The 22,101-nt window shown below is 50.1% G+C and carries 21 protein-coding genes and 2 other annotated features; all 21 genes read right to left on the reverse strand.

Annotated features, from left to right (window positions below; translation table 11 throughout):
- Positions 1-2: 2 nt before the first annotated feature.
- Positions 3-962, reverse strand: coding sequence for an NGG1p interacting factor NIF3 (locus tag NUV48_01010; protein MCR4440716.1), 960 nt, complete (start codon positions 960-962; stop codon positions 3-5).
- A gap of 31 nt (positions 963-993) precedes the next feature.
- The gene (zapA, locus tag NUV48_01015) at positions 994-1,338 is read right to left on the reverse strand and encodes a cell division protein ZapA (protein MCR4440717.1); all 345 of its coding nucleotides are present in this window, start codon (positions 1,336-1,338) and stop codon (positions 994-996) included.
- A gap of 44 nt (positions 1,339-1,382) precedes the next feature.
- Positions 1,383-3,821: a phenylalanine--tRNA ligase subunit beta gene (pheT, locus tag NUV48_01020; protein ID MCR4440718.1), complete on the reverse strand. Its 2,439-nt coding sequence runs from the start codon at positions 3,819-3,821 to the stop codon at positions 1,383-1,385.
- 13 nt (positions 3,822-3,834) lie between these two features.
- On the reverse strand, positions 3,835-4,857 hold the full coding sequence (gene pheS / locus NUV48_01025) for a phenylalanine--tRNA ligase subunit alpha (protein MCR4440719.1): 1,023 nt from the start codon (positions 4,855-4,857) through the stop codon (positions 3,835-3,837).
- A 417-nt stretch (positions 4,858-5,274) separates the two neighbouring features.
- Positions 5,275-6,105: an RNA methyltransferase gene (locus NUV48_01030; protein ID MCR4440720.1), complete on the reverse strand. Its 831-nt coding sequence runs from the start codon at positions 6,103-6,105 to the stop codon at positions 5,275-5,277.
- 103 nt (positions 6,106-6,208) lie between these two features.
- On the reverse strand, positions 6,209-6,562 hold the full coding sequence (gene rplT, locus NUV48_01035; GenBank protein MCR4440721.1) for a 50S ribosomal protein L20: 354 nt from the start codon (positions 6,560-6,562) through the stop codon (positions 6,209-6,211).
- A 32-nt stretch (positions 6,563-6,594) separates the two neighbouring features.
- On the reverse strand, positions 6,595-6,792 hold the full coding sequence (gene rpmI, locus NUV48_01040) for a 50S ribosomal protein L35 (protein ID MCR4440722.1): 198 nt from the start codon (positions 6,790-6,792) through the stop codon (positions 6,595-6,597).
- A 23-nt stretch (positions 6,793-6,815) separates the two neighbouring features.
- Positions 6,816-7,346: a translation initiation factor IF-3 gene (gene infC / locus NUV48_01045; GenBank protein MCR4440723.1), complete on the reverse strand. Its 531-nt coding sequence runs from the start codon at positions 7,344-7,346 to the stop codon at positions 6,816-6,818.
- Positions 7,347-7,351: 5 nt separating this feature from the next.
- Positions 7,352-7,471 (reverse strand) — a sequence feature (ribosomal protein L20 leader region).
- Positions 7,472-7,521: 50 nt separating this feature from the next.
- Positions 7,522-9,429: a threonine--tRNA ligase gene (gene thrS / locus NUV48_01050; GenBank protein ID MCR4440724.1), complete on the reverse strand. Its 1,908-nt coding sequence runs from the start codon at positions 9,427-9,429 to the stop codon at positions 7,522-7,524.
- A 61-nt stretch (positions 9,430-9,490) separates the two neighbouring features.
- Positions 9,491-9,716, reverse strand: a binding site (T-box leader).
- 67 nt (positions 9,717-9,783) lie between these two features.
- The gene (locus tag NUV48_01055) at positions 9,784-10,407 is read right to left on the reverse strand and encodes a DUF445 family protein (GenBank protein MCR4440725.1); all 624 of its coding nucleotides are present in this window, start codon (positions 10,405-10,407) and stop codon (positions 9,784-9,786) included.
- Positions 10,408-10,543: 136 nt separating this feature from the next.
- Positions 10,544-11,431: a putative sporulation protein YtxC gene (gene ytxC, locus NUV48_01060; GenBank protein ID MCR4440726.1), complete on the reverse strand. Its 888-nt coding sequence runs from the start codon at positions 11,429-11,431 to the stop codon at positions 10,544-10,546.
- 136 nt (positions 11,432-11,567) lie between these two features.
- The gene (locus tag NUV48_01065) at positions 11,568-11,921 is read right to left on the reverse strand and encodes a spore coat protein (GenBank protein MCR4440727.1); all 354 of its coding nucleotides are present in this window, start codon (positions 11,919-11,921) and stop codon (positions 11,568-11,570) included.
- Between the two features lie 12 nt (positions 11,922-11,933).
- A complete protein-coding gene (locus NUV48_01070; protein ID MCR4440728.1) occupies positions 11,934-12,227 on the reverse strand; it encodes a hypothetical protein in 294 nt (97 codons plus the stop codon).
- 67 nt (positions 12,228-12,294) lie between these two features.
- Positions 12,295-15,948: a glutamate mutase L gene (locus tag NUV48_01075; GenBank protein ID MCR4440729.1), complete on the reverse strand. Its 3,654-nt coding sequence runs from the start codon at positions 15,946-15,948 to the stop codon at positions 12,295-12,297.
- 37 nt (positions 15,949-15,985) lie between these two features.
- Positions 15,986-17,167: an NAD/NADP octopine/nopaline dehydrogenase family protein gene (locus tag NUV48_01080; protein MCR4440730.1), complete on the reverse strand. Its 1,182-nt coding sequence runs from the start codon at positions 17,165-17,167 to the stop codon at positions 15,986-15,988.
- 116 nt (positions 17,168-17,283) lie between these two features.
- Entirely contained in the window at positions 17,284-17,475 is a 192-nt protein-coding gene (locus NUV48_01085; GenBank protein MCR4440731.1) for a hypothetical protein, read from the reverse strand.
- Between the two features lie 196 nt (positions 17,476-17,671).
- Entirely contained in the window at positions 17,672-17,965 is a 294-nt protein-coding gene (locus NUV48_01090) for a hypothetical protein (protein MCR4440732.1), read from the reverse strand.
- Between the two features lie 18 nt (positions 17,966-17,983).
- Complete coding sequence (locus NUV48_01095; protein ID MCR4440733.1) at positions 17,984-19,360, reverse strand: TRAP transporter permease; 1,377 nt, start codon at positions 19,358-19,360, stop codon at positions 17,984-17,986.
- Positions 19,357-20,118, reverse strand: a complete 762-nt coding sequence (locus tag NUV48_01100) for a gamma-glutamyl-gamma-aminobutyrate hydrolase family protein (GenBank protein MCR4440734.1) — start codon at positions 20,116-20,118, stop codon at positions 19,357-19,359. The genes NUV48_01095 and NUV48_01100 overlap by 4 nt, the downstream gene beginning before the upstream one ends.
- Before the next feature lie 243 nt (positions 20,119-20,361).
- The gene (locus tag NUV48_01105) at positions 20,362-20,685 is read right to left on the reverse strand and encodes a DUF4387 domain-containing protein (protein MCR4440735.1); all 324 of its coding nucleotides are present in this window, start codon (positions 20,683-20,685) and stop codon (positions 20,362-20,364) included.
- On the reverse strand, positions 20,663-22,066 hold the full coding sequence (locus NUV48_01110; protein MCR4440736.1) for a DUF1446 domain-containing protein: 1,404 nt from the start codon (positions 22,064-22,066) through the stop codon (positions 20,663-20,665). Before NUV48_01110 ends, NUV48_01105 begins: the two co-directional genes overlap by 23 nt.
- Between the last annotated feature and the right edge of the window lie 35 nt (positions 22,067-22,101).

The raw sequence follows: 22,101 nt of genomic DNA on the forward strand, positions 1-22,101 counted from the left end.
GATCACTTTTTGGATCGGACAACCCGGATCAAACCCGCGCAGCTCAGGACTTTCACGCCGTTTTTTTCCAGTTCGTCCAGTAGAAGATTAATTCCCAGGGAGTCGCTGGCCATATGACCGGCAATAACGACATTTATATGGTTCTTTTCCGCTTCCTTGCGGTGTTTCTCACCTATGTGCATACCCACAACGGTGCCGACACCGGCAACGGCCAGCCTGGCAAAGGCATCCTCGGAGCCCCCCGTGCCGCCGGTCATATCCACGAAGATCTTGCCGGCCCGCCTCTTCCCTTCACCAACCACGATTCTAGGCCCGGCATTGATTAAAGCCGCTCTCCGGTATTCCGGAATTTCCTTTAATACCCTGATAACATCGTTAAGAGTATCCGGCTTTTTCTCCTCAAAATAACGGGTAAGAAAAGCGGCCACCATGTTGTCCGCGGGCGTGTGGACACACATGAAAGGAATATTTAAAAGCCTTGCCGCATCCACAGGACGGTCATGATTAAGCGGCATAAGCCCCCTTTCCACTTCGCTGATCCGGGAAGCCAAAATCCCCTCAGCCACATTGATTGGTACTCCCAGTTCAGCCAAAATGTCCTCCTGCATGTGCATAACCTGGTGAAGAGCCGCAAGCGCTTTCCCTTCCGGGTGATGGGCCAGGAGAAGGTCTATCTTTTCCCCCTTTTCGCGCAGCCTGTCGGCCAAAAGCACCTCCGGGGTCTCCATATCGATCCCCGCCAGCACTTTCCTTATTTCCGAGCCGGGATCTCCATAAAGTATTCTTGTATCGTTGTAAGGATGCCCAAGGTTTTCTCCGTCGAATATTTCCTTTTCGTCCTCTTTCAGCTCATCATACTGCTTCTTCCTTCTTTCAATCACTTTTTCAATTTCCCCGGCCGGCCTGGGATCGTTTTCCTTCCCAAGCCTGATAAAAAGCTCGTATATCTCGGACAGTTTCACAGTAAACCCTCCTGTTTGGTGAATAAATTTTTCACCTATTATTTTTGTCCTGGTCCAAAAGTTTAATCAGTTCATCGTAATCACTGGATAAGCGCAAATACTCATCGGCAATGTTAATTGCTGCCAGGACGGCAACTTTGCCCGGCGACAGGTGCGGGTATTTCAGGGTCAGCTGCTTCATTTTAAGGTCGACATAGGAAGAAACCTTTTCAATATGTTTGGTATCAGCGTCCCCTTTTATCACATAATCCTCGTTGAGAATTCGAACGTTTACCCGGTTGATTTTGTCCTTTGACCCTTTAGCTTCCCTGTCTTTGAGACTCATAAATACCCTCTCCCTCTTCAAGTGAGAAGCCTCTACCCTTTCTTTCGTCATTTCGACATAAACTCCTGCCAAGCGGCAAAGAAATATTTTCGTTTTTACGCCTGGCGTATCCGGGCGCCGAACCTCTGTTCAAGGGCAGCCAGAACTTGCTGGTGAAGGGTATTTACCTCCTCATCAGTGAGCGTCCTGTCCTCAGCCTGCCAGCTTAAAGAAAAAGCCAGGCTCTTAAATCCCTTTTCAATCTGTTTCCCTTTATAAACATCAAACAGTTTGACCTGCTTCAGAGACGGCTGTCCCGTTTCTTTAATTATCCGCTCGACAGCCGCCGCTTCAACTCCTTCCGGCACTATGACAGCCAGATCGCGTGTCACCGCCGGATACCTGGGAAGCGGGGTATACTGAACCTTTTCCTGGGCCTCCTGGGTCAGTATATCCATATCCAGCATGAACGCGACCGTCTCCTGCTCCAGCTCGTAGTTTTCAAGAACGAGAGGATGCAACTCGCCCAGCCAGCCGGCATTTTTGCCGTTAACCAAGACCCTTGCAGCCCGCCCCGGATGAAGGAAAGGCCTGCCGCTGTCGCTTTTAAATTCCCGGTTATTAATTCCCAGGCCGGACAGCAGGTTTTCAACAACTCCTTTCAAATAATAGAAGTCGTAAAACCTACCGGGATAGGCCCACGATTTTTCCTCTGCGCCGGTCGCCGCCCCGCCGAGAACCCATTTTTCCAACGGCAGCGGGGAATGTTCAGGGAACCCGTCCTGTTGATAGATCTTCCCCAATTCGTATACGGCTATATTATGGTTTCTCTTAGCTATGTTATTCCTGACCGTCTCCAAAAGTCCCGGCAGGAGAGTGGTCCGCATTATCCCCTGTTCTTCGGAAAGAGGATTCTTCACCACGACCGCCTGGCGAAGCTCATCTCCTTCCGGCAGTCTCAACCAATCAAGATGGCGTGGATTGACAAAGCTGAATGTAACAATCTCGTAAAGACCCTGGGCGCTCATCAAGGAACTGACCCGGCGCCGCACCCGCTGCGCCCAGGCCCTGCCCCCCTGTGTTACCGCACCGTAAGGCAGCGTGGTCGGTATGCGTTCGTATCCATGCAGCCGCGCAACTTCCTCTATCAAATCAATCTCTCTTTGTAAATCCCTGCGGTGAGAAGGCGTTTCAACCGTCCAGCCGCCATTCTCCTTGTTGATAACCCTTACCTGGAGAGAATCCAGGACAGTTTCCACGGCTTTTTCATCAAGAGAGGTTCCCAGTATTTTATTGACCCGGTCCAGGCGAAGCCTGAGCGGTTCTTTTCTTTCCGGATTCGGAAAGCAGTCCACATTTCCGGAAACGGGCACACCCGCCCCAAGCAGAGCAATGAGTTGTACGGCCCTGTCTGCGGCCAAGCTCACCCGCTCCAGGTCCACTTCCTTCTCAAAGCGTAACGAGGCCTCGCTCTTAAGCCCCAGGGTCTGGGATGTCCTGCGGTTATTTGGACCGTTAAAGAAAGCCGCCTCCAGCAGAACAGTCTTTGTTTCCTCCGTAACTTCCGTCTCCAAACCGCCCATTACCCCGGCAATGCCTACAGGCTTTTCGGCATCGGCAATGACCAGCATTTCCGGCCCCAAAACCCGTTTTTGCCCGTCAAGGGTGGTTATTTCCTCACCAGGACGGGCCTTTCGCACCACAATCCTGTTTTCAACAAGGCGGTCATAATCAAAGGCATGCATGGGCTGGCCCATTTCCAGCATAACGTAGTTTGTCACATCCACGATACTGTTAATGGGCCTGATTCCTCCAGCCAGCAGGCGGTGACGCATCCACAGCGGCGACTTCCCGACATGCACGTTCTTTATTATCCGGGCCACATATCTCCTGCATAGTTCAGGTTCCATGATTTCCACACTGGTGAGCGAAGCGCACTTGCCTCCTGTTTTTGATTCTTCAATGACTGGAAGCTTAAGCCTCCCCCCCGTCAAAGCGGCAACCTCGCGGGCAACATTTACCATGCCCAGGCAGTCCGACCTGTTGGGAGTAAGGCCAAGCTCCAGGATAATGTCGTTCAAGCCCAATACATCCACCACATCTTGACCGACAAGAACGTCCGCAGGCAAAAGATATATACCTTCCTTGTCTTCCGCGGGTAGTTTATCAACATCAAGGCCCAGTTCTTCAGCCGAGCAGAGCATCCCTTCCGACTCCACCCCTAAAAATGATGCCTTCCCTACCCTGACACCTCCGGCCAAAGAAGCACCCGGCAGCGCAACTGGTACTTTTTGCCCGGTCTTTAGGTTTTGGGCCCCCGAAACAACCGTAATGGAGTTTCCCTCACCGGTTTCAACCCTGCAGACCAGCAGCCTGCCGGCCTGCGGGTGAACCCGGACCTCCCGGACAAGCCCCACCTTAACACCCCCAACCCCTTTGTTGAGGCGTTCTATCGCCTCGACCTCCAGCCCCGACATGGTCAGGAGGTGAGCGAGTTCCTCCGGTTCAATGTTGAGTTCCACCAGTTCTTTTAACCAATTCCACGAAACGCGCATGCTTTAAATCCTCCTAAAACTGACGTAAGAACCTGATATCGTTTCCAAACAGCAGTCTCATATCATCCAGGTCATATTTCAACATGGTGATGCGTTCCACTCCCATGCCGAACGCAAACCCGCTCACTTTTTCCGGATCATAACCTCCCATCTCCAGCACCCGTGGATGAACCATGCCCGAACCAAGTATCTCCAACCAGCCCGTATGCTTGCACGTCCTGCACCCGTTACCCCCACAAACTCCACAGGAGACATCGACTTCCGCGCTTGGTTCTGTAAACGGGAAGAAGCTGGGGCGCAGCCGGATGCGGCGGTCCGCTCCAAACATCTGCCTGGCAAATGACAGCAGCGTTCCTTTCAGGTCGCTGAATCTTATATTTTCATCGACCACCAGCCCTTCCACCTGGTGAAACATGGGCGAATGGGTGGCATCATCGTCACGCCGGTATACTTTGCCTGGCGCAATTATCTTAATAGGAAGCCGGGGGCGCATTTTTTCCATAGCCCGCGCCTGTACAGGAGACGTTTGCGTGCGCAGCAGAACTTCGGGGGTAATATAGAATGAATCTTGCATATCCCTGGCCGGGTGGTCCTTGGGGATATTCAAAGCCTCGAAGTTATAATAATCAAGTTCAATATCCGGACCTTCTTCAATGGTATAGCCCATGCCGATAAAAATTTCCTCAATCCTGTCCAGCACCTGGTGAAGCGGGTGCTGCCGGCCGGGAGCCGGAGCAGATCCGGGCAAGGTGACATCAATGTTTTCCCGGCTCAACCTTTTTTCTATTTCTTCAGCCTTAACTCTTTTAATCGCTTCTCCCAGCTCTTTTTCCAGGTTGTCCCTGATCTCATTGGCCAACTGTCCCACCAGGGGGCGTTCCCCAGGCGGCAGCCGCCCCATGCCGCGCAAGATTTGGGTAAGCTCCCCTTTTTTACCCATGTATTTTACCCGGAATTCATTGAGAGCCTCAATAGACGCGCAGCTCGACAGCTCTTGCCGGGCTTTTCTTTCCAGTAAACGCAGTCTTTCCCGCATTTTTTCATTTAACCTCCTGTCGTTTTTTTAAGCTGAATAAAAACAGCTCCCGTCACGCAAGGGACGGAAGCTGGCTTCCGCGGTACCACCCTATTTAACCCAGCTTGTGGATTCGCTCATAAAGCCGTAACGGAGGCTCCGGCCAGGTTTTAGCGTTCACTTTTGTTTAGGCCTGGCAACTCCCGGGTGAACAACATTTCGTCATCTTAACGCGGTTTTCAGTCGCGACCGCGCTCCCTGTTTAAGACAACATCATGACTCCCGTTCATCGTTTTTACTGCGTAAGCGTTCTTTTATAAAGAATATAAAACATGATTGAACCCGTAGCTTCAAAAAGCCGCCAAAATAATTCGCTGTCGAGCTGCATGGTCCACACCCTCTCAGGTGACATGTTTCTAGTGGGATTATATCATAATTTCATTTAGAGTGACAAGGCTTACCGCTTTTTTGCCTGATGATCTCATAAAAAAGTATGCTTCCGGCTACAGCAGCGTTTAGCGACTCAACCCCGTTTCTCAGGGGGATCCTTACGCAAAAATCGACCTCATCCCGGGGAACATTGACTAGACCATGCCCTTCGCTGCCAATGACGAGAGCGATTTTACCTGGATAAGCGACGTTAAAATACTCTTCTCTTCCCAGCACATCTCCTGCTGCAAACCGGTAGCCCCGGCTGCGGCACCAGTCCCGCACAGTCGGCCAGTCCTGTCCGGTAACCACCGGAATCCTGAAAATGCTTCCCATCGTAGAGCGAACCGACTTACCGTTATACGGGTCAACCGTTCCCGGCAGGCAGACCGCTCCCAGGCCGCCGCCAGCCCAAACGGTGCGCAGCAGTGTGCCCAGGTTTCCGGGGTCCTGCAGCCCGTCGATGATCGCCAGAATGTCCTCCTCCCTTTTTTCCAATATGGAGGACAGCGAAACGGTATTCATCCGGGCAACCGCTACAATCCCCTGAGGGGTTTCCGTTTCGGCCAGTGTGCGCAGCACTTTTTCAGATACCTGGAAACAGCCGCTTTTGGTTTGCGCTGCGTATTCCCTTATAGTATGCCAAAGCCCCTCCCCCCGTTTTGTTTCCCGCAGGGAGAGATTGTAAAAAAAACAGGTCAGGCTGCCAGCCCTGATGCCTTCTTCCACCATCCTGACGCCTTCCACCAGGTACTGGCCCCTTTCTTCACGGTATTTTTTTTGCTGCAGTTTTTTTGCTTCTTTAACCGCGCGATTCTGCAGGGAATTTATTGTTTCCACAACCGTCTCATCCCTTTTAGCAAGTGTTCTCTTCCCGCTAGGCATTTCATGTCCAGTTACGTACTGACAAGAAAAAGATGGCTGTACGGCCATCTTCTCATCGCTATTGATTCTCCCTGGCCACGGCAACCAGCTGGCTGAATGCCGGCATATCGTTAACCGCCATGTCAGCAAGAATCTTACGGTTGACTTTTACCCCCGCCTTTTTCAGCCCGCTGATGAAACGGCTGTAAGACAAGCCGTTCATGCGGGTGGCGGCATTGATCCTGGCTATCCACAGTTTGCGGAAGTCGCCTTTGCGTTTGCGGCGATGGGCAAAAGCATAGGCCAGGGATTTCATTACCTGTTCATGGGCCGGTCTGTATAACTTTGACTTTGCCCCCCTGTAACCTTTCGCCAGCCGAAGTATCTTTTTATGTCTGCGGCGTGTTTTGTAACCGCCTTTCACCCTTGGCATATCAAAAACCTCCTTAGCAAGTTCCTGCCTGATTATTTATAGGGGATCAGTTTGACAACACGTTGAGCATCCGCTGCGCTCATGATTACTGCTTTCCTGAGATTGCGCTTTCTCTTGGCCGATTTTTTAGTCAGTATATGGCTTTTGAAAGCATGATTTCTCTTGATTTTACCGGTTCCGGTAACCCTGAAGCGTTTTGCCGCTCCACGATGCGTTTTCATTTTTGGCATAATCGTGGCCTCCTCTCTGCTGTTTAGTGCTGTTTCGGTGACAGGACCATGGTCATGTTCTTGCCTTCCAGCTTGGGGTCTTTTTCTATTATGGCCATTTCTTTGACAATTGCCGCAACCCTGCTTAAAAGCTCACGGCCAAGTTCGGGGTGGGAGAGTTCCCTGCCCCTGAACATAATGGTCACCTTTACCTTATCGCCATCCTGGAGAAAGCGAATGGCGTTCCTGGCCTTAACCTGAAAATCGTGTTCCTCTATATTGGGCCGCAGTTTGACCTCTTTCACATTTATAATGCGCTGTTTTTTGCGAGCTTCCCTTTCCCGTTTGCTCTGCTCATATTTGTACTTTCCCAGGTCCATGATCTTGCAGACGGGCGGTTTGGCATTGGGGGCAACCTCTACCATGTCCAGTCCTTTGGAGAGGGCAATTTTCAAAGCCTCTTTGGGAGACATTATGCCCAGCTGTTCCCCCGTCTCGCTGACCAATCGCACTTCTTTGGCCCTTATCTCCTCATTCACACGCAACTCGTCTTTACTTATGTTGTACACCTCCATAGAATTAATAACAAAAAAAGCGGACTTGAACCCATCCGCTTGAAAGACGATTAGCTTCGGCTTTATAACCGTGACCTTACTGGCCGCGCCGTAAGGTGAGAAGCGGACGGCTTCTGCTTATTGCCAGTGTTTGCGCTTATCGCTTCTATAGTATAACAAACTCCCGTGAAATGTGTCAATTTTTTCTTTGCCTGATTTCCTCCAGCAAATCCCGTTTAAACGCATGATAGTCCACAGTCCCTTTGTCCCCTTCGCCTCGCGTGCGCAAAGAAACTGTGCCGTTTTCCATTTCCTTGTCCCCCACCACCAGCATGTAAGGAACTTTTTCCAGCTGGGCCTCCCTGATCTTGTAGCCTATTTTTTCACTCCGCCTATCGATTTCCACCCTCACCCCGGCAGCAAACAAATCGTCATGGAGGCTCCCGGCGTACTCGACTTGCCTTTCGGTAATGGGGATCACCTTCACCTGAACCGGCGCCAGCCACACGGGGAAGACCCCGGCATAATGCTCGGTAAGAATGCCGATAAAGCGTTCCATGCTCCCGTAGCATGTGCGGTGAATCATAACCGGGCGGTGCTTCTGCCCGTCCTCGCCGATATATGTCAGCTCAAATTTTTCCGGAAGCTGGAAATCAAGCTGGATGGTGCCGCACTGCCATGTGCGGCCGATTGAATCCTTCAAATGAAAGTCGATTTTCGGCCCGTAGAACGCCCCGTCGCCCGGATTTATCCTGTAGTCCATGCCTTTTACCTCCAGGGCTTTCTTTAACGCCTGCGTGGCCATTTCCCATTCCTCATCGCTGCCCATAGCCTTCGCGGGCTTGGTGGAAAGTTCCACCCGGTATTCAAAACCGAACGTGCTGTAAACCTCGGTAAACAGGTCAAGAACACCGGTGATCTCCCCGGTTATCTGCTCAGGAAGCATGAAAATATGGGCATCATCCTGGGTAAAGTTGCGCACGCGCATCAGGCCGTGGAGCACTCCGGACAGTTCGTGCCTGTGCACCAGCCCCAGTTCGCACATGCGTATTGGTAATTCCCGGTAACTGTGCAAATCCGAATTGTAAACCAGCATTGCTCCGGGGCAGTTCATGGGTTTGATGGCATAATCTTCCTCGTCTATAACCGTAGTGTACATGTTTTCCCGGTAGTAAAACCAGTGGCCGGAACGCTCCCACAACTGGCGGTTGAGAATAATGGGCGACTTGATTTCCTGGTACCCTGCCTTCCTGTGGACCTCACGCCAGTAATCCTCAAGCTCGTTGCGGATCACCATTCCTTTAGGAAAAAAGAAGGGAAACCCCGGCCCTTCGTCCATAATGGCAAAAAGTTTCAACTCTTGTCCAAGCTTGCGGTGGTCGCGCTTTTTTGCCTCCTCCAGGCGGTGCAGGTATTCGTCCAGTTCGGTTTTATTCGGGAAAGAAGTGCCGTAAATCCGCTGCAGCATTTTGTTTTTCTCGCTGCCGCGCCAGTATGCGCCCGCCAGGCTCAGGAGTTTTACGGCCTTTACCCGGCCGGTGCTGGGAATATGGGGCCCCGCGCACAAGTCGACAAATTCCGCCTGTTCATACAGGGAAATGGGAACACCGGGCGGCAAGTCTTCAATCAATTCCACCTTGTAATTCTCGCCTCTTTCCCGGAAATAGGCAATGGCCTCCTCCCGGCCCATTTCTTTTCTTACCAGCGGCAGGTCTTCTTTAACGATCTTTTCCATTTCCCGCTCAATCTCTTGCAGGTCATCGGGCGTAAAGGTGTGTTCGGAATCAAAATCATAATAATAACCTTCGGCAATTGCCGGGCCTATCCCCAGCTTTGTGCCGGGAAACAACCGCAGCACCGCCTGGGCCAGGATATGTGAAGTCGTGTGGCGAAAGGCGTTCTTGCCCTCCTGATCGTCAAAAGTAAGGATTTCCAAAATCCCGTCTTCCTCCACCCGGTAAGAGAGGTCCACCACTAAATTGTTGAACCTGGCAACCAGCGCATCTTTTGCCAGTCTCCTGCTGATGTTTTCGCTTATCTCGGCTACCGTTGTCCCCTTCTTGTACTCACGTACCGAGCCGTCTTTCAGCGTGATTTTCACCATCGCCATCCCTCCAAAAAAATATTGATAACAAATCATGGTAAAAAATTTAAACCCGTCCCTGAAAAGGGACGGGAAATAAACCCGCGGTTCCACCCTTGTTGAAAGACCTGTATTAAGGTCTTCCCGCTTTTTTATCCCGTTAACGCCGGAAATACGTTTTTCCTTACTGTTTTCAGGAAAAAAGCTCCCAGGCGGTCTCACCGCAGCCTTCCCGGAGATGCTTCCAGCCAGGGCATCACCTCTCTGGATGGAGACACTGCGGCAGTTGTCCCGGTCACAGCTCATGCAGGCTAACACTCACTTTTTAGACTGCTACACAGATTATAATTATAATAGATAAAAAAGTCACCTGTGTCAATTGCCGGGAATAACGCGCAAAGTTATCAGGCCCTGGATAATGCCGATAATAAAACCCAGTACGCCGCCCATCAACTCAATGTGCCCCAGTTCCCTGCCGGCCAGGCGGTAAGTGATCTTTTCCAGCTGCTCCACGTCGAAAGCAAAAATCTTTTCCTCTACTATTTTCCTGATCTCTTCCCGGACATCTTCCAATTCATTTTCATTCAGTATTCCCTGGGGGTTTTCCAGGAAAGCCAAAGTTTCCTGGTACAATGTTCTACCGGCATACTTGGCCAGGGTATTTTGCATAGACCCAGGGATGATGGACGGGAGCCTCTCTTTGACCCGCTCCTGGACCACGCGCCTGACCTTCCAGGCGATTTTTTCCTTAATGTCCTGGCGCGCAAGGCTTCGTGCCACATCCTGGCCGGTGATCAATTCCCTGCTGACCACTTCTCCCAAAGCCGCGGCGATGTCTTTTCGCCTTTTGGGGATAAGCCCCTGCAACGTCCAGTTTACAAGCGCTGTTCGATAGGCCCTGTACGGTCGAAAAAGCAGCCTTATTGCGGCGACATTAGTTATCCAACCTATCCAGGCTCCGATAAGCCCCATGACCAATAGATACCCTGCGGTTTTCATGCTTCCACCCGATACCTTCAATATGCTCTGTTCTGACCAAAAAACCTTCCCTATGTCAAAATACCAGAGAACACCGGAACAAGCAAGCCTTTAGAAATTTAAAAGCAAAACCAGCCTGCAGTTGAAGCAAGCTGGCCTACTCTTCCCAGTCGGGCCTGCAGTGCCGGCAGCCGCCGCATTGGGTCGCCTTCCGGCCAAAAACATTGAGAATTGTTCTTATGGTGTCACCCGGTTCCACTCCTTCTTCCAGGTGCAGTTCAACTTTGCGAGGGGCCAGGGTTATAAGCGCACTAATCAGCAGATCGTCATAATTGATGTCGTTTTCAAGTAAATCCACCATTAAACCGTTCAGGCACTCGTGGATAAACGGCCTGTCATGGGCATCAAGCATCATGAATTTACCATTTTTTTTAAAAATAATTTTTATCTTATCAACCCGTGGTTCCTGGATCTCCACAAAATATTTTAATAGCCGAATAAATTCCATGTACTCCTTTTCCAGCATGAATTCGTCAACGGCTGAATTTACAATTTCCTCCAGTTCGTTCTGGTATTCCTTGAGACGAAAATTTATAAAACCTTCCAGTATTAAATCTTTATGAATTTCAAAATAACCCAGGATTTTTTCCATCACCTTTTCTTTGCGCTGCCGGATTTGAAATGAATCGTACCCGCCGGGGTTAAGGACCTCCCTGGCCTTGTTCAGAATGGCCTGCTTCTCTTCGTCGTTATAATAAAAGTAGTTCACCCGCACAATTCTCCTGATAATCCTGGCTTCCCACTCTTCCACGATAATGTCCGCCAGGCAGCTGGCAATTGAGTTTTTGATTAAATCGAAAGCCTCTTTATTGTTTTTGCCCTGCCGTTCCTGGAGACGGCAATCCATAAAAGTGAATTCTCCTATTTTATCCACGCCAATATTCAAGGGAAAACCTTCTTTTTGCAGGCAGCCGAGTTTATCCATGAGCCTTGTGTATAAGAGGCCGGGCATGGTACTTGTTCCTATTGAAATCGGTTCGGTCAAAAGCACCAGCTCCTTTCGCAAAACTAGTATATGAGAGGAATTTATTAATATACAGGTGTGTTTATAGCAAAAAAAGCAAAAGAAGGGAACTTATCATCAATAAGCTCCCTTCTTATTTTTACAGTACACATGGCCTTTACATTGTCAGCTGTCCTTGGGGAAACTGGGTCTGGGCGTATTGTTGGTACTGCTGCTGGGATTGCTGTATTTTTTGCTGGTCCTCGACTTCCAGTTTATAGTAACCTCCTTCGAACATGACGTTAAAAAACTCCCTGGCGCACTGGTGCGTCTCATTGAGGATAACCGTCAGGTCCTGGAAAAGCTCGCGGTGGCTTGCTTCCCTGACCATCACGTTAAAGTTGTCGGTGAGCCATTTTTCCGTGCTCAGGCAATCATTGAGCCTGTCCTGGTCGGTCATTTCCGGTCCTTTGGCCTGAGGTTCCCCCGGCATTTTGGGGTTTTGAATTACATTGGGCTGCTGCTGTTGCATATCGCTCTCTCCTTACTGTTTTAATTTGGCGGCTGAATTTGCGGGATTAAGATGTTTCAACAGGATGCCGTAATGTTTTTGATGAACCTGGACCGCTTTTCTCATCAGGTTTTTTGCCTTGGCGTCCTGGGTTTCCTGCGCGAAACGATTAAACTTTTTGATCACGCCAAGCTCCCAGGAAAGAGCATCCGTCAAATACTGGTGGTCTTTGGTGGTGATGACCTGCGGCGGTTCAGGCATCCTGTTTTGCAGTCCGGCCTGCTGCTGGTTATGCATTGCTTGGGGATTATACTCCTGCGGCTGCATATTCATTCCTCCTTTTTGTAATAGTGGTCCTTTACTAGCATGATTATTTTTTCGTCTGTTTATGTATTCATTCTTCCAATTTCTTTAAGTTCTTTTTCAGTATGCGGATGGCCCTTTCCGGATCAAGCCTGCCGTAAAGACCACCAACTGTCGAAACAAGGTAAGAGGCATCCAGGAGAACCTGGCCGTTGGGTCGCAGCACCGTGTATTCGTCATCGGTAAAGAGGGCTCCCTCGGTGATCAGCTTAAGGTCTTCCAGGTTATAGGCCAGTCCCTCTTTGCATTTATGGTATATGGTCCCGCCGATGAGCAGCAGGTTTGTCTTATTCGTATAAAAGTTGACCCCGTACTGCAGGAAATAGGTGTCCGTTTCCTTGACGTAACCCACATTGTTGCGGGTGGCTACAGCCATTATTTCTCTCGCCAGGCAGGAGCGAACGGCTGTCTCTTCCCTGGTCTCCGGCAAGTGGTGAGGATTGGCGTGAATCCACTTGAGGTACGGTTCCAGGACAAGCGTAAGGCCTTCTTCCGCCATCTTGAAGAAGCTTCCGAAGTGGTCTTTGCCCGGTTTAAACCCGGGAAACTTGGCCCGGAAAAAGGCGGCCAGTTCTTTTTCCATCTTGCCGCTCTTGAATTTTTCTAGTTCCAGGAGATTTTCGGCGTTGTAGCTAAGACCATATTTCCCTTCCACACGGCGGTAAGCCAGCGGCGCATTAGGCGTTTTCAAAATGGTCCTCTTGACTTTTCTTTTCGGGTCGTCATAGGGGAAAACATAAAGCGGGTTTTCCCTGACGTTGGCGAAAAAGTCGGTGGTGCAGCCGCCGATATCAAGAGCCACGATGTTGCCAAGCCCTTCTTCGCTGCCGTAACCCTTGGCCAGGAGATTGATACCCAGGAAGGCTGCTCTTGGCGTGGGCAAGAATTTGGCGCTCATGTATTCTTCGACCACGTCAAAGCCCTTGCCCCTGATGATTATCGTCTGGAACAACTCCCGGATTACCTCGTTGACCGCTTCGATATTGAACCTGTTTACTTCGGGCATCACGTTGTCGGTAATGCGGATATCGACGCTTTTGGCGGTAAAGATTTCCCTTACCCTGCCGGCTGCGTCCTTGTTGCCGGCATATATCACGGGAACGCCGTACTTTGCGTAGACAGCCAGCCTGGAGCCTTCAGCCAGCATCCTGGCGTTATGAAGCTGGGTTTCCGTATCTCCACCGTCGTCCACACCGCCGGCAATCAGTATGATTTCGGGCTGGTCAACTTCGTAAATGGTCCGTACATCTTCCTCTGTCAATTTCCCTTCATAAGAATTCAAGAGCTTTGCTCCCGCCGTAAGAGCAGCCAGGTCGGCGGCAAACCCGCTCTCTTCTTTGCACAGAGCCACCGTGACCATTTTCAGCCCGCCTTTGGCGCTGCTGCAGGGAAGCTTGACCTCAAACCTGTCCATGGCTTTTTTCAAAGGTTCCCAGCTTCCCTGGGCCTCGCACTCCGCCAGGCAGCCGAGCCCGTTGGCCAGTCCAATCCGGATGTCATTGGGCGTGGTGGGCACGTATTTCAAGTCAACCTCCTCGGAAGAAGTGTTAAACACGGCTATTTTGGTATAAGTGCTCCCAAAGTCCACGGCCAGTACCCACTTGTCTTCCAAATCCTTAATTCCCAGCTCTTCCCTGAATTTTGCCACCGTGTCGCTTTCGATCTTTTCTTCCAGTTCCGTTATGTAAGACTCATCATTGGCCATGGAAACATCCTTGAAGAAATACCAGGGAAATCTCTGCCTCACCAGGTCCACCCGGTGAATCTCGTCTTTGACCTTGATCCCGTCAAATTCGTCGATCTTGCAGGCGCCGTTTACTATCTTGGTGCGGCACTTCCCGGTCAGTTCGTAGCGCTTATCGACAACTGTTATCTGTGGAGCCTGGAAGAGGCCGATCTGAAGAGCAAGGTCAAGGTTATCGGCGCTGATCAGGGCGCATGTTTTTGTCGGGTAGTTTTCCTCATCAATGAGATCCAGGAGCAGGGAAGCATAATTCTTATCCTGGTCATGCCCCCGTTCTCCCGCTTCTTCTTCGCTCACCGCATATAGTTCATAATTATCCAGATTTACCTTTCCTTCGTAGCCTGCCATCATAGCCAGGTGCAGCATGTTGTACATGACGCCCTTTTTCAGTTCCCTCTTTCTTTCGACAACCCGGGGGTCATTCCAGACATCGGGCTGTGCGCCCTTGTAAAAATCCTTGAACACCTGTTTGACAATATCGGCGCTTTCGATAATATCCTTGGCCCTCGCTTCATGGTGGGCCTCCGGGTAGCTGACCACGTGCACAATGTCCGGTTCCATATACATCTGCCAGTAGGTGGAGACGGCAAGGTGTCCCTTAGCCATATCCAGGTTCGGCGGGAAGCTGGACAAACCGCCCCTTGTTTCCCTGATAATGTTGTAATCAAAATACCTGGTCAGCGGCTCAATAAGCTCATAAGCCGCCTTCATTTTCGCCAGGTCGCACAAGGGAGCAATTTCCGGCGGCAGGTCGAACATCAACTGCATCACATAGTTTTTTATCCCGCACTTTAACGCTACAACACCGGCAATGACATGGTCGGTCACGTACATGTCGTCGGAACAATTGCGCAATTGCCATTGATGGGGATCGTTGATTTCCAGGGGTTTATTAATTGAAGCCCACCAGCGCATGACCTCGAAGTGTTCATCGATGCCTTCCCTGATGGGCAGCGGTCCTCGACCGTCCAGCTGGTTGTAAAAAAAGATAGGCACAGCTGGAAAAGGCATATTGAAGGCCTCTTCAAAGTATTTGGCCAGCTCGAGAAGTTCGTCGGTACCTGAATAAATGCGGGTCATGGGGAAATTCCCGCACTTGGTGGCTTCTTTTAAAGCCTTCAAGTCTTCTTTTGTCCTGATGGGTGCCCCGCCCTGGCCCCGTAAATACTTGTCCGGCTTTTCTTCTCCCCGGATAAACTTGGCCAAAAATGCCTGCGACGGCTGGTCCGGCGCCAGGGAGACGATTTCAATAGCCTCAGCCTCGCAGACTTTTTTAATGTCTTCGAGGGTCGGTTCCAGGCTTTCCGAAGCGATACCGATATGGGCCCTGATGATGGGACGGTTTTCCAGCTCGCGGACCTGTTTAATCCTTGGAAGCAGGTCGTCTGACCACTCAATTTTTCTGGCAGCGGCTCCTGTTTTCTTTTCGGCAAATTCTTCCAGTTCTTCCATGGTAACAAAATCATCAACGATCATTTCAAAAAAGTTTTTAAACTCAGCCCGTTTCTCGTATTCCCTGGCAATAGCCTCCAGGTCGTAATTGCGTTCCTCTTCCGAGGAGAATTTGTCAGGCAGCACCGGAACGCCGGTCATAGCCCGCACCAGGTTGGCCGCCGGCCTCAACCCCCCAAAGGTATAGCGAATCCCGCTCTCCTTCGAATGAAGTCCGTGTTTGATGGCTTTTTCCATGAATTCCCTGATCATTTTATCAAGGTGAAGGTCTCCCAGCCTGAATGATACACCCACCACTTCGGGGCGCGACTCCCTGATCTTGTTAATCAGGTCGTCGATCTGCACTGCAGGTCCCAGCTTGACCGCGACATAACCCACCCCTTTGTCCTCCATCCACTCCGCAAAAGTTTCCACGCCGAGGGAATGAACGCAATCGCCGATCGAACCGGCTAACACCCTCCTTTTTTTCACATTCTTCTGCTCTTTCAAAACAAATCACCCCATTTTATTTTTATCTAAACAATATTCAAAATACTATCCTGCATAAACTGTCCATGTTCACAATTCCGTAATTCTGAGGTATCGGGGTTTCTCCCAGGTCCTTGCCCTCCAGCTTACCGCCTGCCAAGTACTCTTTCCCCATCCACCTGCCGGCAGCGGTAATAACTTCATCCATCATCGGAGTAGCCACACCTGCCAGTTCGGCCAGGCCCCGGCTTACAACAAGCCCATAAGGGACATCCTCCGTCAGGTAGCGGCTGGAGAAATCCGGCACATACCCCTCATTCCCCCGTTTTCTAACCGGAGCTTTTAATCCCCGGTAACCCTTATTGGTATTAAAGCACTTCATTAAAGTTGAACTGTCTTCTATTGACCCTCTGTAAGAATTGATTATCCATTCCCGGATTCCGGTGACACCTGTCAGATCAAACCCTCCATCTTTTTCCAGAACGGCTTTAATCTCCAATATCTCAAAACTGAGCCTTTCCAGTATGCCGCACATTTCTTCCGTTACGCCCTGGTAAAAGAGGGGGATTCTGTTTTCAGGGAAAGGCTGCCCGTCCCATTGGCGAAATAACCCGTACATTATCCCGGGATGGATTACCTGGCCCATATTGGCCAGGGAAACTGCCAGCATGTTCGGCATAGGCAGCACCGGAAGGCCAAGCAAATCCTGGAGAGCGTCGCAGAGAACAGCTGCTTGATTTGCCGGCAAGGACGCCGCCGCGACCTGGTTTTTCGTCCCCAGTATCTCCACCTGCTTGCCGTATTCTTTAATTCGGCAAGCCCAGGGAAGCGTCTGCAACCCGAAAATAGTGACGCCGGGCGGCGCCAGGCTGCAGGCCAAAAACTCAAAACCGCTGCGCGAAGGAATTGCTCCCACTATGGTACCCGGTGACAGGTGCTCGCTCATCCTGGCAAACAACTGCTTGTGGGTAAAAGCCGGAAGCACAAACACGACCGCCTCGCTTCCCGGAATAACCTTTTGGGGGTCACTGTCGATACGAGCAGGCAGGCCCAAGGAAACCTGTCCTTCCGCGCTTACCGCCTTAATACCTCCCTGCTGTGCCGTACCCTGCCTGATAAGCTCCGCCTCTTCCGGGAGCGGGGCCCATATCCTTACCTCCAGCCCCCTTGCGGATGCCAGAGCCGCCAGGGCATGCGCGCCGTTACCTCCTCCAACCACAGTAAGCGAACGAATTTTCATAAGACCTCCTCGTCTTAAGTCGAACAAAAACTAAAATAAAAAGAAAAGACAGCCAGAACTTAAGGAATTCCCTCTCTTCTGGACTGTCGGCCAAGTCGTTGCCCAGTCAGCAGCCTCTATATTCTTATGAGATTGATCATTTTACAGTCCCGGTTATGGCATTTGATTTCAATGTACCGCGCAGGTTTTAACACTGGCTTGTCAGGAACGGTACCCACCAACTTAAACAGTAACTTGCCGCAGTTGCCGCAGGTAACACGCACGTGGTCACTTTTTCCTCCGGGGGCAACCTGGTATGCTGCCTCCATACCTTACCACCCCTTAGCATTAAAGTATTATACAATGTATTGTTAATATGGTAATAATGTGTTAATACCGGTTGTTACCACTTAATATATTTATTCAACGTCTTTTTAAAAAATCCTCCTGGAAAACAGTAACCATGCAAAAAAATAGCCCGGGAAAAAGCCGGGCTGTTTTTTTATAACGCTTAAAACAATTCTTTTAGGCCGAAACGGAATTAACTTCCCCCGTCTCTTCCTCCTCATTTTGATCAATTGTCAAGTGGTGTTCTTTCATCATATAAAAGTCGATTAAGCCGAACAGGATGGCATAACAGGCTAATTTTTTACTGAAATTCATTACCTGCATGTTAAAGTTGGAAATCACGGCCGCCGCAGTTCCATCAACAATAAAGGCGGCAAGGAATAAAACCGCAACCATAGCTCCGGCCAGGACGGCCACGGCTACCGCGACGGCATAGACAGTCACTAAAAAGGCGTGGATTTGCTGTTTCATATCCGGATACCTCCTTCCTTAATGCACGAACAGAGGTAAAATGCCGAGCAGCAGGATCACGCTCATCACAGCATGTCCCGCTATCCAGACATACCCTAATTTGGCCGTTTCCTTAAATCCCGATTTGGCAATGCCCATGGCCGCATACATGCACAAGGCCATCGGCGGTGTCATCCCCTCCATGCATCCGGTAATTGCCGGCATTACCGCCGCTACGACGAAGGGGTCAAGACCTACCGCGGCTCCCGTCGAAATGATGGCACCGCCTAGAATGGCAACCTGGGCCGAACCGGGCATAACCATTCCCAAAAACGCTGTAAAAATTACAACCAGCAGAGCCCAACCAAAAGGCCCCAGTCCGAAGCTCAAAAACCACTGCTTGACAGCCTGCTCCATGGCGATTTCCTTAAATACCACGGAAATGGCATAAGCGAAATAGATGGTTGCCGATACCGGCACAACGCCTTTTAAGGTGTTTTTGAAAAGAATCATCAAGCTGGAATAGTTTAATCCACCCTCAATGTTTTTTCGGCCTATGTAAAGGGCATAAATGCAGGCCACGCCAGCCACAAACATCAACAGCGTACCGGAAAAAACCTTTTGCCCGGCTTCTCCCAGGCGAGAAACAACAAACGGCTTCATCGTAGAGTCCATAAGCAAGGGCAGCAGTATCAGAACGGGTATCAACAGGGAAGTCCAACCCTCTTTTAAAGACTGCCCAAAGGAAGGCCTTTCCGCCTTAGGAATTGGATCTACATGGTAGTATTTAGCAAAACCGTACAGGAAGATGGCTCTCTGTATGACGAGCCATGCCCCGACCACCCAGAGGGCCAGCCAGAAGGTTGAAAGCTCGTATTTGTTGGGATACAGTGCAGCCAGAATCCCGAAACCGACCAGGTTAAGACCGGGACCCATCTGGTTGCCCAGGGTGCTGCAGGACATTTCTGTCGTTGCCGCCAGGGCCCTGGGAAATCCCGTTTTAATCATAGCAGGGATCGTGAAAACCCCGGTGGCTGCCACGTTTCCAGGCCCCGTCCCCGACATCATGGCCATGGCGCTGCTTCCCAGCAGCGAAACATAGCCCGCGCCGCCGGGGAGCCCGCCGAACACGGCGACAATAAGGTTAATAAGCTTCTCAACTACCCTGGTCTGGTTGAGAATATGGGCCAGCACCAGGAAGGTGACGATGATGTAAAACAGGGAACTGGTTGTAGGATAAATCAGGTACTTCCAGAACAAATCATAGCGCTGCGTCATGATAATCGTGAAAGGAAAGCCTAAAGCTATTGCTTCGTAAATAGGCCGTTTAAATACTATAAAAACAAGCATGATAAACAACAGGAGTTCAACGAGGTAGAAAATTTCCAGTGGTATCCCGCCAATAGTAATATTCATTTTTCCATCTCCTTTCTTTTTCTTGCTTGCGCGGCACGGAGCTTGAATGCCTGAAATAGTTTATTCCAGGTTTCGTCCTTCTTTACCAGGATTTCCGGGTGAAATTGGGTCAAGAGAACAAAACTGTTCACCTCGCTTTCTATGGCCTCAATTACCTGATCCCGGGAACGGCCGACCGCCCTGAATCCTTGTCCCAATTCCTTGACAGCCTGACTGTGCCAGCTGTTAACGCGGAGTTCTGTTTTCCCAAATATCCTGGCAAGGTGACTTTCCTTTTCAACGGTAAGGTCATGATAAGGTTCCTCAAGCCCTATGCCCAATTTAACCTGGTTATGTTCCAGGGAACCGGGGATGTTTTCTGAAATCTTCAAGTAAAGGCTGCCTCCCATTACTTCATTCATCATCTGCATTCCCCGACACATCCCTAAAACAGGCAGGTCCAGTTCTAACACTTTTTCGAAAAGCCTTTTTTCAAAACGGTACCTGTCGGGGGCCGTTTCCGACAATCCCGGTATTTCTTTTTGGTTTAAAATACGGGCGGGAATCCTTCCTCCACCGGTGCAAAGCAAACCGTCTATCTCCTGCAACAACCGGGTAATGTATTCTTCGTTCTCGTTCACGGGTATCAAAAAAGGCAGCATTCCGTTATTTATTAAAATGTCTGAATATGTCCGGTCAATGTAGTGCAGGGCTCTTCCCGGAAAAATGTCTTCCTCGCCTCCGGTATCGGCATGGCATGTGACTCCTATCAACGGCATTTCCTTCACCGGATTTATACCCCTTTCTTGATAAAATAACCGGCAAATGCTGAATGTAAAGGTACAAAAAAGACAGCCCAGAATATGGTGCTTATTCCGGACTGTCTGCGGAATCGTGCTCCATCGGCAGTCTCATGATGTAAATGGTATTACATGTTATTACAAAGTAAAACTTCTACGTGAATGCTAAAATTCCTCCTGTAATTTAAAATATTTTTAATTTAAAATAAGACTTCCTCAGTTTTAAGTCAAAGGTATCTCAATATCCAAAAGAGGCGGGTACTGCTGGCAGCCAAAAATATCGGTTTCCCCGGGACTCCCGCTTGGCCGCTTTCTATTAATGGTAAATTTAATCGCCTGGGCAGGATCAAACGCAACAAGGTCAGCGATGTCTTTTTCTTCCAGGCCGTAAAGTTTGCAGAGCAGTTGTTTATTAATTACATCGCTTTTTTTTACCAACTCGTAATTTTCTTTTTCCCCGAAAATAATATCGAACGTGATCCTGTCGGTCCCGGCATTTTTGCTCCTGATGGTTTTAGCAAGTTCAGCCAGCTTTTTTGTCGGCACAAGAATCCCTCCCTTCAATACCTGCTTCAATGATCCCGGTTTTAAACAGCTCCAGGGGATCATCAACACATACGGCGTGGTTCATCGTCCACGTGTAAGCCGGTGTGGCCTCCAGAACTTCATCCACTACAAAGGCTGCCGCTCCCGCCGTTCCTTTGACTTCTGGCAGCCGGGCGTAAAACATCTGGCGTGTGCCGATCAGGGTTAATTCCCGGGCCATCTCCTTCGTTGGAGCAATGCCTTCCACAACAATACCCAGTTCATGTGACCTGATTTTCTTCACCGGCTCCAGGTCCCCCATCACGCCGTTCTTGCCGTATATCCGGTAACTCAACTCGTAACCGCCTTCGCCAAATCTTTCTCGGACCTGACTTCTTGCCCACTCAACGACCCTGTCAATATTTTTAATCGTATATGGATCGCGGATGCCGGCAATGCCTATGAAACGCTCTCCCACTTTGCCGGAACCTTCCAGCTTTACCTTGATTTTGTCCTCGATGGGATAAAACCTGGAGCCTGTAATGCGGCAGGTTTTTTCATCATACTGCTCATAAACGCAGTTCGACATGTCCAGCATCCCTCCCGCCACGTATTCATAATATGGATTGCTCCGCTCATACATGGCATGCCCGGCTACGGAAGCAATTGTGCACCTCTGGTGGGGATGCATTGCCTTTACTTTGACATCGTTTTCGCTGATCATGCCCAGAACCGACTCCTTGCCGGCATAAGGTTCCGCGCAAAAAGAAGCGCATTCCAGCACTTTCCCCAGGTAATAGGCCAGGTCGGCAGAAAAACCGTGATGCAGGGCCGGAGCTGCGAATATTGCGCAGTCGCTGGACCGGCCGCCAATGATCACCTCGGCTCCACTTTCCAAAAGTTTAAGATACGGGTGTACTCCGGCTACCGCCACAATGCGATCGGTCTTCTCCAGTTCATCCCTGGACAGGGGATGCCGCCCATCTAATCCTTCAATGATTTCACCATTTTTCATTTTGGTTAATACATATTCTTTTTCCACTTCCGAATAAAAATAACCGATTTTAAACCTGGGAATCCTGTGTTTTTTGGCCAGTTCGGCAATAAACTTAACATACATATCGACCCTGCTGTTAGTACCGGTATCCCCCGCGGAACCAACGATCATCGGAATTCCAAGCCTTCGCGACTCTACCAGCATCAGCTCCAGGTCATGGATCTGGGTTTCTTTTAGACTGGTGGAAATATCAGCTCCCAGCGGGACCGGGCCGATGTCGTCGCTTCCTGAATCGCATAGAATAAAATCGGGGTTTTCTTTCACGCCCAGGTAAAAACTGCCTTCTTTGGTAGGTGCGAAACCCAGGTGCCCGTTAGGGCAAAGGAATTTTAATTCTTTCTTCACAAATTGTCCTCTCCTTTTACCAAATTTGCCAATTA

This window comes from Peptococcaceae bacterium (assembly GCA_024655825.1).
In the GTDB taxonomy this organism is placed as follows: domain Bacteria; phylum Bacillota; class Peptococcia; order DRI-13; family PHAD01; genus JANLFJ01.

Coding starts and splice junctions, on each gene's coding strand:
- zapA (MCR4440717.1), bottom strand. CDS start 1,338: ATGACGAAAGAAAGGGTAGAGGCTTCTCACTTGAAGAGGGAGAGGGTA.
- pheT (MCR4440718.1), bottom strand. CDS start 3,821: ATGCGCGTTTCGTGGAATTGGTTAAAAGAACTGGTGGAACTCAACATT.
- pheS (MCR4440719.1), bottom strand. CDS start 4,857: ATGCGGGAAAGACTGCGTTTACTGGAAAGAAAAGCCCGGCAAGAGCTG.
- rplT (MCR4440721.1), bottom strand. CDS start 6,562: ATGCCAAGGGTGAAAGGCGGTTACAAAACACGCCGCAGACATAAAAAG.
- rpmI (MCR4440722.1), bottom strand. CDS start 6,792: ATGCCAAAAATGAAAACGCATCGTGGAGCGGCAAAACGCTTCAGGGTT.
- infC (MCR4440723.1), bottom strand. CDS start 7,346: ATGGAGGTGTACAACATAAGTAAAGACGAGTTGCGTGTGAATGAGGAG.
- thrS (MCR4440724.1), bottom strand. CDS start 9,429: ATGGTGAAAATCACGCTGAAAGACGGCTCGGTACGTGAGTACAAGAAG.
- NUV48_01055 (MCR4440725.1), bottom strand. CDS start 10,407: ATGAAAACCGCAGGGTATCTATTGGTCATGGGGCTTATCGGAGCCTGG.
- NUV48_01065 (MCR4440727.1), bottom strand. CDS start 11,921: ATGCAACAGCAGCAGCCCAATGTAATTCAAAACCCCAAAATGCCGGGG.
- NUV48_01070 (MCR4440728.1), bottom strand. CDS start 12,227: ATGCAGCCGCAGGAGTATAATCCCCAAGCAATGCATAACCAGCAGCAG.
- NUV48_01080 (MCR4440730.1), bottom strand. CDS start 17,167: ATGAAAATTCGTTCGCTTACTGTGGTTGGAGGAGGTAACGGCGCGCAT.
- NUV48_01085 (MCR4440731.1), bottom strand. CDS start 17,475: ATGGAGGCAGCATACCAGGTTGCCCCCGGAGGAAAAAGTGACCACGTG.
- NUV48_01090 (MCR4440732.1), bottom strand. CDS start 17,965: ATGAAACAGCAAATCCACGCCTTTTTAGTGACTGTCTATGCCGTCGCG.
- NUV48_01095 (MCR4440733.1), bottom strand. CDS start 19,360: ATGAATATTACTATTGGCGGGATACCACTGGAAATTTTCTACCTCGTT.
- NUV48_01100 (MCR4440734.1), bottom strand. CDS start 20,118: ATGCCGTTGATAGGAGTCACATGCCATGCCGATACCGGAGGCGAGGAA.